Source organism: Terrabacter carboxydivorans (assembly GCF_039532035.1).
Lineage (GTDB): Bacteria > Actinomycetota > Actinomycetes > Actinomycetales > Dermatophilaceae > Terrabacter > Terrabacter carboxydivorans.
Map to the genome: position 1 here is coordinate 1 of NZ_BAAARE010000045.1, position 8,703 is coordinate 8,703.

Consider the following 8,703-nt stretch of genomic DNA (forward strand, 5'->3'; position numbering starts at 1 on the left):
GTCCAGACATGACTGGTTGTCCGGGAACCACTCGAGCAGCTGCTGGTACGTCGCTGGGTAGTCCTGCCCCCGAATCGGATTCGCGGTCATCCACAAAGGCTACTTCACCTAAGCAGATATGCAGAACGGGTGTTCGATCGGTGGGTAGTTTCTCGACGTGACGGCTCCGGCCGGGGCGTGCCGTGCCGCTCCCGCGCCGCCGAGGGGGAGAATGGGGCCATGCCCCTCTACCGTGACGAGGCGATCGTCCTGCGCACCCACAAGCTGGGCGAGGCCGACCGCATCATCACGATGCTGACCCGCACCCGTGGCCGCGTCCGCGCGGTCGCGAAGGGGGTGCGGCGCACCAAGTCGCGCTTCGGCTCGCGGCTCGAGCCGGGGATGGTCATCGACGTCCAGTGCTACGAGGGTCGCAACCTCGACACCGTGACCCAGGTGGAGACCCTCGCTCCGTACGGTGACGCCATCGCCCGCGACTACACGGCCTACACGTGTGCGACCTCGATGCTCGAGACGGCGCTGCAGCTGACCGAGGAGCACGAGCCGCAGACCCAGCAGTACCTCCTCCTCGGGGGCGCCCTGCGCTCCCTCGCCGAGCGGGCCCACGACCCCGGCCTCGTCCTCGACGCCTACCTGCTGCGCTCGCTCGCCATCGCCGGCTGGGCGCCGAGCTTCGTCGACTGCGCGCGTTGCGGTGCGCCCGGGCCCCACCGGGCCTTCAACGTCCAGGCCGGTGGGGCCGTGTGCTCCGTATGCCGTCCGCCCGGCTCGAGCGCGCCCGCTCCCGAGACCTTCGAGCTGCTCGCGTCGCTGCTGACCGGGGACTGGGGGGTCGCCGACGCCAGCGACGACCGCCACCGGCGACAGGGCAACGGCCTCGTCGCGGCGTTCCTCCAGTGGCACATCGAGCGGGGCCTGCGCTCGCTGCGCCTCGTCGACCGAGTCTGAGTCCGTCCCAAACGTCCTGAGCCACAAGCGAACCCGATCCCGATCGACCGGAGACCCATGTACGCCAAGCCGTTCCCGCACCCGTCCGGTGCGACGCCCCCGACGATCCCGGCCGCCCTGCTGCCCAAGCACGTCGCGATCGTCATGGACGGCAACGGCCGCTGGGCCAACGCGCGGGGGCTGCCGCGCACCAAGGGCCACGAGGCGGGGGAGGCCTCGCTGCTCGACGTCGTCGCGGGAGCCATCGACGTCGGCGTGACGCACCTGTCGGCCTACGCCTTCTCGACCGAGAACTGGCGCCGGTCGCCCGAGGAGGTGCGCTTCCTCATGGGCTTCAACCGCGACGTCATCCGCCGGCGCCGTGACCAGCTGCACGAGTGGGGCGTGCGCATGCGCTGGGTGGGTCGCGCGCCGCGACTGTGGCGCTCGGTCATCAAGGAGCTCGAGGTCGCCCAGGAGCTGACCCAGCACAACACGGGACTGACGCTCTACTTCTGCGTCAACTACGGCGGCCGCGCCGAGATCGCCGACGCGGTGCAGCGGATCGCCCACGACGTCAAGGACGGTCGCCTGCGGCCGGGGTCTGTGGACGAGAAGACGATCAAGCGCTACCTCGACGAGCCGACGATGCCGGACGTCGACCTCTTCGTGCGCAGCTCGGGTGAGCAGCGCACGAGCAACTTCCTGCTGTGGCAGTCGGCCTACGCCGAGATGGTCTTCCAGAACCAGCTGTGGCCCGACTACGACCGGCGCGACCTGTGGGGCGCCATCGAGGAGTACGTCGCCCGCGACCGGCGCTACGGCGGAGCCGTCGACACCCCGACCTCCGCCCCCTGACCTCTGCCCTGACCTCTGCGCCGTCCACCTGACCGCACCGAACGCCGCGTTCGGTCTCGAACGCGCTGTCAGAACAGTGCTTTCGAGACCGAACGCTGCGTTCGGCCGAGAGGGCGTCGGGCCTCAGGGCCTGGGGGTGGCGCAGTCGGCGCAGGTGCCGAAGATCTCGAGGGTGTGCGTCACGCCGCTGAAGCCGTGCTCGCGCGCGACGGAGTCGGCCCACTTCTCCACGGCCGGCCCCTCGACCTCGACGGTGCGGCCGCACGCGCGGCACACGAGGTGATGGTGGTGGTGGGTCGAGCAGGCGCGGTAGACCGCCTCGCCGTCGTCGGTGCGCAGCACGTCGACGGTCCCGGCGTCGACCATGGCCTGGAGGGTGCGGTAGACGGTGGCGAGGCCGACGCCGGCGCCGGACTCGCGCAGCCGGGCGTGGACCGTCTGCGCCGAGGTGAAGTCGTCGGACCGCTCGAGCAGCTCGGCGACGGCGACCTGCTGGCGCGTCGGCTTGCGGGACGTCGTGGGGGAGTCGGCGGCGCTCGTCATGGTCTGCTTCCTGTCGTCGGGGCAGCGGTCGGGTCAGCGGTCGGGTCAGCGGTGGGGTCGGAGGCTGGGTCGGACGCGACCTCGGGAGGCGTGCCTGCGACGTGGGCGTGGTGGACGCCGTGCTCGTCGTAGTGGCCCTCGTGGGCGGCGTGCAGGTGCCCGTCGTGGACGTAGTCGACGTGGTCCCCGTGCGTCACGACCGGGTGGCCGCACTCGACCCCGTGCTCGTGCGCATGGGTCTCGGCGACGTCGTGGTGCCGGCTGCCGACCCGGGCCAGCACGCCGGTGACGGCGGCGGTCACGACGAACAGCGCGACGGCGAGCAGCACGATGGTGCCGCCCGACGGGGTGTCGAGCGGGTAGGACAGGGCGACACCTCCCACCGCCGACACGAGGCCGAAGCCGATGGCCCACCGCAGGCCCCCGCTGAACGACCGGGCGACGAGCTGGCTCGCCGCGTTGGGCACGATCATGAGCGCGCTGATGAGGAGCAGGCCGACGACGCGCATCGCCACGACGACGGTCGTTGCCGTCAGGACGGCGAGCACGATGTTGAGGGGCAGCACCGGGATGCCGACGGCGCGGGCGTACTCCTCGTCGTTGGCGACGGCGAAGAGCCGGGGTCGCAGGGCCCACGTGGTGACGGCGATGACGAGGGCCAGCGCCGCGAAGACGTAGAGGTCGCCGCGCTGGGTCGTCAGGATCGAGCCGAAGAGGTACTTCATGAGGTTGGCGGGGGTGCCGTCGGGGGACTTGCTGATGATGACGACGCCGCCGGCGATGCCGCCGTAGAAGATGACGGCCAGGGCGACGTCGCCGTTGGTGCGCCCGCGGGCTCGCAGCAGCTCGATGACGACGGCCGCGAGGACCGCGGCGACGAGGGCCGTGAGGACCGGCGCCGTGCCGGACACGAGGCCGATCGCGACACCGGCCAGGGCGACGTGGCCCATGCCGTCGCCGATGAGCGAGAGCCGCCGCTGGACGAGGAAGATCCCGACCATGGGCGCGACGGTGCCGACGAGGAGCGCCGCGATGAGCGCCCGCTGCATGAAGTCGACGGACAGCAGGTCGATCATGGTCGGCTCCCGTGGCGGTGGGCGGCATCGAGCGGGCCGTGGGCCAGCGACGGGTGGTGGCCGTCGAGCTCGAGGTCGTGGTGGTGGCTGTCGTGGTCGTGGTGCACGGCGGTGCGTTGGGCGGCGTACGCGACGGGGTCACCGTCGAAGCGGATGCGTCCGCTGTCCACCACGACGATGCGCGTGAGCAGCCGCTCGAGGGCGCCCAGCTCGTGGGTGACGATGACCATCGTGACGCCGCGCTCGACGAGCCGCTCGAGCACGTCGGCCAGCACGTGCTGGCTGGCGGCGTCGACGCCCGCCGTGGGCTCGTCCATGATGAGGATGTCGGGCTGTCCGGCGAGGGCCCGGGCGATGAGGACGCGCCGTTGTTGGCCTCCGGACAGGGTGCTCACCTCGGTGGCGGCGCGGTCGCCGAGGCCGACGACCTCGAGCGAGCGGGCGACGATCTGCCGGTCGGTGGCGCGCAACCGTCCGAGCCAGCCGATGCGGGGCAGCCGTCCGGTGGCCACGATCTCCTCCGCGGTGGCCCGGACGGACGCCGACAACGTATGCCGTTGGGGCACGTAGCCGAGGCGTGCGCGGTCGTGGAACTCGCTGCTGTCCTGCCCGAAGAGGGTGACGGAGCCGGCCACCCTCTCGTTGAGGCCGAGCACGCCCTTCATGAGGGTGGACTTGCCCGAGCCGTTGGGTCCGACGATCGCGACGATCTCACCGCTGCGGATCGTCAGGTCGACGTCGGTCAAAACCGGACGGTCGCCGTAGCCGAAGGCCGCTCCGTGAAGGCTGAGGACCGCGTCGTCGACGTCGGGCCCGTCGGGCACCAGTCGCGCGGATATCATGAGCACCCCTGTCCCGCACGCAGCGCCACGAGGTTGCTGCGCATGACCTCGAAGTAGTCGCGTCCGACCGAGGCGGAGGTGATGCCCTCGATGGGGTCGAGGGTCGCCACCTTGGCGCCGGTCGAGCCTGCGACGGTGTCGGCGAACTGTGGCTCCACGAGGGTCTCCTGGTAGATGGTGGTCACGCCGGAGGACTTGACCAGGTCGGCGACGGTGCGGAGGGCGGCGGCGCTCGGCTCGTTGTCGGGCGAGACCCCGGTGATGCCCTGCTGGCGGAAGCCGTAGCGGTCGGCGAGGTAGCCGAAGGCGGCGTGGCTCGTGACGAGCTGCTTGATGCGGCACTGCGAGAGGCCGACGCGCAGCTCGTCGTCGAGCTGGGAGAGCTTCTCGACGAAGACGGCGGTGTTCCTGGCGTACGTCTTGGCGTGGGTGGGGTCGTCCTTGGCCAGTCGGGCGCCGATGGCCTCGGCGACGGCGGCGTAGCGCGAGGGGTCGAGCCAGAAGTGGGGGTCGTCGCCGGCGTGGTCGTGGCCGTCGTGGCCCGCCGACCCACCGGACCCACCGGATCCGGCCGGCTCCCCGCCGTGGTCACCCTCGGTGGCGGGCACGAGCTTCGCGGCGTCGGCGACATCGAGCACCTTGGCGGGGTCGACGAGTCCCACGGCCTCGTCGACGGCCGGCTGGAACCCGTCGGCGTAGACGACGAGCCGGGCCTTGGTCATGCCCGCGATGTCCTGGGGCGAGAGCTCGAGGTCGTGCGGCTCGGCGCCGGGCTTGGTGAGCACCGAGACCGGGACCGCGCCCGCGGTGATCTGCTGCGTGGCGAACTGGATCGGGTAGAACGAGGTGACGATCGCCTCGGGGGCGGTCGCGGCGCCGTCGGTCGACGAGGCGCAGGCGCCGGTCGCCAGGACGAGGGCCCCGGCGGCGGCCAGGGCGGCCAGGACGGTCGGGCGCCGGCGTGGGGGAGCGGAGGGCATGACCCCATTCTCACCGAGAATGAGAATGATTGTCAAAACCGTTCTCGCCGAGCCCCACGGCACCAGCGTGACGATCAGGCGGTCGGGACGATCCTCACCACGGCGACGGCCACGGCGAGCACGAGGACCGCCGTCCGCATCAGGCGCTCCGGCATCGTCAGGCGCTGCCAGGTCAGGAACAGCAGCCAGCCGACGAACGCCGCGACGAGGAGGAAGGCGATGCCGCCCCAAGGGCGCGGCGCGAGGATCCCGACCGCGAGCAGCACGACGAGCAGGCCGAGGGCGACGGGGCGGGGGACAGCGTTGAGCCGCTCCACCCAGGGGACGGAGGCGTGCTCGACACGGGAACGGAAGCTCAGGGCCACGGCACGAGCCTAGGGGACGTGACGGCATACCCCGGACGCGTGGCGGAGCACCGGCCGCGGCCCGATAACCTGTCCCGCATGGCCAAGCAGACATCCATCGTGGACACCGTCGTCAGCCTCTGCAAGCGCAGGGGCTTCGTCTTCCCGAGCGGTGAGATCTACGGAGGCACCCGGTCTGCCTGGGACTACGGCCCCCTCGGCGTCGAGCTCAAGGAGAACATCCGCCGCCAGTGGTGGAAGTCCATGGTCACGAGCCGCGACGACGTCGTCGGCCTCGACTCCTCGATCATCCTGCCGCGCGAGACGTGGGTCGCGTCGGGTCACGTCGGCACCTTCACCGACCCCCTCGTCGAGTGCCTCAGCTGCCACAAGCGCCGCCGCCAGGACCACCTGCAGGAGGCGTACGCCGAGAAGAAGGGCATCGAGGACCCGGACACCGTGCCGATGTCCGAGATCGTGTGCCCCGACTGCGGCACCAAGGGCCGGTGGACCGAGCCGCGCGACTTCCAGATGATGCTCAAGACCTACCTCGGCGTCATCGAGGACGAGTCGGGCCTGCACTACCTGCGCCCCGAGACGGCCCAGGGCATCTTCGTCAACTTCAACAACGTCATGCAGGCCTCGCGCAAGAAGCCGCCGTTCGGCATCGCCCAGACCGGCAAGAGCTTCCGCAACGAGATCACGCCGGGCAACTTCATCTTCCGCACGCGCGAGTTCGAGCAGATGGAGATGGAGTTCTTCGTCAAGCCGGGCGAGGACGAGGAGTGGCTGCAGTACTGGCTCGAGGAGCGCACCAAGTGGTATGTCGACCTCGGCATCAACCCCGAGAACCTGCGCCACTACGAGCACGCCCCCGAGAAGCTGTCGCACTACTCCAAGCGCACCGTCGACATCGAGTACCGCTTCCGCTTCGCCGGGTCCGAGTGGGGTGAGCTCGAGGGGATCGCCAACCGCACCGACTTCGACCTGGCGACGCACTCGAAGCACTCGGGCACGGACCTCGTCTACTTCGACCAGCAGACGGCCGAGAAGTACACGCCGTACGTCATCGAGCCGGCGGCCGGGCTGTCGCGCTCGCTCATGACCTTCCTCGTCGACGCGTACCACGAGGACGAGGCGCCCAACACCAAGGGCGGCGTCGACAAGCGCGTCGTGCTGCGCCTCGACCCGCGCCTCGCGCCGGTCAAGGCCGCGGTGCTCCCGCTCTCGCGCAACGCCGACCTCTCGCCCAAGGCGCGCGACCTCGCGGCGACCTTGCGCAAGCACTGGAACATCGACTTCGACGACGCCGGCGCCATCGGCAAGCGCTACCGCCGCAACGACGAGATCGGCACGCCCTACTGCATCACCGTCGACTTCGACACGCTCGAGGACCACGCCGTGACGATCCGCGAGCGCGACTCGATGGCGCAGGAGCGTGTCGCGCTCGACCAGGTCGAGGGCTACCTCGCGCAGCGCCTCATCGGCTGCTGAGCTCGCGGACAGACCGCTGACGTATGCCGTCCGCCCACCCGGGCGGGCGGCATACGTCGTCCTGCGGTGGGTCGACCGACCGCGTCAGCCGCAACACACCGAGCACCCGTCAGGGCCCGCGGTTGCAGCCGCCGTGAATTGGCACGTGCTCGGTGTGCTGCGGTCCGGGCGGAGGTGTCGTCGCGCGGACGGCAGGGTGCGGGCGAGGTCAGCCGGGCTGCGGCCCGGTCGCGACCGGGCGCGCAGGGTCGCGGATCCACTCGCTCCACGAACCGGGGTAGAGCACGGTGTCGATCCCGAGCTCGGCGAGCGCGAGCATCTCGTGGGCTGCCGTGACGCCCGACCCGCAGTAGACGCCGACCCGCCCGTCGCCGGGCTCGACGCCCTCGGTGACGGCGGCCCAGTGCTCGGCCAGGTCGCGGCGGAACGTCCCGTCGTCCGTGACCCAGGCGGTGGTGGGGCTGTTGACGGCGCCGGGCACGTGGCCCGCGACGGGGTCGATCGGCTCGGTCTCGCCGGCGTAGCGCTCTGGCGCCCGGGCGTCGAGGAGCAGGCCGTCGCGCGCCAGCGCAGCCGCGCCGTCGGCGTCGAGCGTCGGCAGGGCGCCCGGCCGCACGACGACGTCGCCGTGCCGGTCGGCAGGCTCCTCGGTCGACACGGGCAGGCCGGCGGCCAGCCACGCGGCATACCCGCCGTCGAGGACGCGGACGTCGGGCACGCCCACCCAGCGCAGCACCCACCAGGCCCGCGCGGCGGCATACGACTCCTTGCCGTCGAGCACGATGACCCGGGTGTGCTCGGTGATCCCCGCCCGGCGCAGGAGGGCCTCGACGACGGCGGGGTCGGGCAGCGGATGTCGTCCGCCGTCGCCGGCCGGAGCGGCGAGCTTGGTGTCGAGGTCGACGAAGAACGCGCCGGGCACGTGGCCGGCGGCGTAGGCCTCCCGGCCTGCGGGCGTGTTCGCCGTGGTCAGGGACCACCTGACGTCGAGGACGACGACGTCCTCGATCTCGTGGGCGAGCTCGTCGGCGCTGATGAGGTGGGTCACCCGGTCATCGTGGCATCCTCACCGTGTGCGTGCTCACCTGGTCCTCGTGCACGGCTCACGCCTGTCGAGCACCCAGTGGGCCCCGCAGCTCCCGCTGCTGCGCGACCACGTGGACCTCACCCTCGTCGACCTGCCGGGTCACGGCGCGCGCGCCTCGGAGGAGTTCACCCTCGCCCGCTGCGTCGAGGTCGTCGACGACGCCGTGCGGGCCGTCCCCGAGAGCACGCCCGTCGTCCTCGTCGGCCACTCGCTCGGCGGCTACGCCGCGATGGCGTATGCCGCGTCCCACCCCGACGCGCTCGACGGGCTCGTCCTCGCGGGGGCCAGCGCCACGCCGACGGGACCGGGGGCCGCCCTCTACCGCGGCATCGCGACGCTCACCGACCGGCTCGGCCCCGAGCGCATGACCCGCGTCAACGACCGCGTGCTGAACCGGCTCTACCCGGCCGAGCGCGTCGACCCGGTCATCAGCGTGAGGTGTTTAGCGTCAAGGGCTGGGCGGGTGCCGGTGTCTCGTCGTCGGTCCCTGCATAGCTAATCGAGGTCGTGCTCGGCAGCGTGTGATCGGGTTGTGTCGACGACGGGACGGGG

Annotated in this window: 10 protein-coding genes; 4 read left to right on the forward strand and 6 right to left on the reverse strand. The window is 71.5% G+C overall.

Going from position 1 to position 8,703, the window contains the following annotated elements; genetic code table 11:
• Nucleotides 1–219 precede the first annotated feature (219 nt).
• Both recO and ABD297_RS23195 read left to right on the forward strand, forming a co-directional pair.
• Nucleotides 220–948 carry a DNA repair protein RecO gene (recO, locus tag ABD297_RS23190; RefSeq protein WP_344257508.1) on the forward strand — a complete coding sequence of 243 codons (729 nt, stop codon included), beginning with the start codon at nucleotides 220–222 and terminating at the stop codon, nucleotides 946–948.
• Between the two features lie 57 nt (nucleotides 949–1,005).
• Nucleotides 1,006–1,785, forward strand: a complete 780-nt coding sequence (locus ABD297_RS23195) for an isoprenyl transferase (protein ID WP_344257509.1) — start codon at nucleotides 1,006–1,008, stop codon at nucleotides 1,783–1,785.
• Nucleotides 1,786–1,908: 123 nt separating this feature from the next.
• Here ABD297_RS23195 and ABD297_RS23200 read toward each other — a convergent pair whose 3' ends face one another.
• The 5 genes from ABD297_RS23200 to ABD297_RS23220 all read right to left on the reverse strand — a co-directional run bounded on the left by ABD297_RS23200 (nucleotide 1,909) and on the right by ABD297_RS23220 (nucleotide 5,591).
• A complete protein-coding gene (locus ABD297_RS23200) occupies nucleotides 1,909–2,328 on the reverse strand; it encodes a Fur family transcriptional regulator (RefSeq protein ID WP_344257510.1) in 420 nt (139 codons plus the stop codon).
• A complete protein-coding gene (locus tag ABD297_RS23205) occupies nucleotides 2,325–3,404 on the reverse strand; it encodes a metal ABC transporter permease (RefSeq protein WP_344257511.1) in 1,080 nt (359 codons plus the stop codon). Before ABD297_RS23205 ends, ABD297_RS23200 begins: the two co-directional genes overlap by 4 nt.
• Nucleotides 3,401–4,246, reverse strand: coding sequence for a metal ABC transporter ATP-binding protein (locus ABD297_RS23210; RefSeq protein WP_344257512.1), 846 nt, complete (start codon nucleotides 4,244–4,246; stop codon nucleotides 3,401–3,403). The genes ABD297_RS23205 and ABD297_RS23210 overlap by 4 nt, the downstream gene beginning before the upstream one ends.
• Nucleotides 4,243–5,226: a metal ABC transporter substrate-binding protein gene (locus tag ABD297_RS23215; RefSeq protein ID WP_344257514.1), complete on the reverse strand. Its 984-nt coding sequence runs from the start codon at nucleotides 5,224–5,226 to the stop codon at nucleotides 4,243–4,245. Before ABD297_RS23215 ends, ABD297_RS23210 begins: the two co-directional genes overlap by 4 nt.
• Before the next feature lie 74 nt (nucleotides 5,227–5,300).
• Entirely contained in the window at nucleotides 5,301–5,591 is a 291-nt protein-coding gene (locus tag ABD297_RS23220) for a DUF6703 family protein (RefSeq protein WP_344257515.1), read from the reverse strand.
• 78 nt (nucleotides 5,592–5,669) lie between these two features.
• On the opposite strand from ABD297_RS23220, the gene ABD297_RS23225 reads away from it, so the two are divergent.
• Nucleotides 5,670–7,064, forward strand: coding sequence for a glycine--tRNA ligase (locus tag ABD297_RS23225; RefSeq protein WP_344257516.1), 1,395 nt, complete (start codon nucleotides 5,670–5,672; stop codon nucleotides 7,062–7,064).
• Nucleotides 7,065–7,272: 208 nt separating this feature from the next.
• On the opposite strand, the gene ABD297_RS23230 is transcribed toward ABD297_RS23225, so the two are convergent.
• On the reverse strand, nucleotides 7,273–8,112 hold the full coding sequence (locus ABD297_RS23230) for a sulfurtransferase (RefSeq protein WP_344257517.1): 840 nt from the start codon (nucleotides 8,110–8,112) through the stop codon (nucleotides 7,273–7,275).
• A 25-nt stretch (nucleotides 8,113–8,137) separates the two neighbouring features.
• Here ABD297_RS23230 and ABD297_RS23235 point away from each other — a divergent pair, with 25 nt between their 5' ends.
• Entirely contained in the window at nucleotides 8,138–8,650 is a 513-nt protein-coding gene (locus tag ABD297_RS23235; protein ID WP_344257518.1) for an alpha/beta fold hydrolase, read from the forward strand.
• Nucleotides 8,651–8,703: the final 53 nt, after the last annotated feature.

Coding starts and splice junctions, on each gene's coding strand:
- ABD297_RS23195 (WP_344257509.1), top strand. CDS start 1,006: ATGTACGCCAAGCCGTTCCCGCACCCGTCCGGTGCGACGCCCCCGACG.
- recO (WP_344257508.1), top strand. CDS start 220: ATGCCCCTCTACCGTGACGAGGCGATCGTCCTGCGCACCCACAAGCTG.
- ABD297_RS23215 (WP_344257514.1), bottom strand. CDS start 5,226: ATGCCCTCCGCTCCCCCACGCCGGCGCCCGACCGTCCTGGCCGCCCTG.
- ABD297_RS23225 (WP_344257516.1), top strand. CDS start 5,670: ATGGCCAAGCAGACATCCATCGTGGACACCGTCGTCAGCCTCTGCAAG.
- ABD297_RS23205 (WP_344257511.1), bottom strand. CDS start 3,404: ATGATCGACCTGCTGTCCGTCGACTTCATGCAGCGGGCGCTCATCGCG.
- ABD297_RS23200 (WP_344257510.1), bottom strand. CDS start 2,328: ATGACGAGCGCCGCCGACTCCCCCACGACGTCCCGCAAGCCGACGCGC.
- ABD297_RS23210 (WP_344257512.1), bottom strand. CDS start 4,246: ATGATATCCGCGCGACTGGTGCCCGACGGGCCCGACGTCGACGACGCG.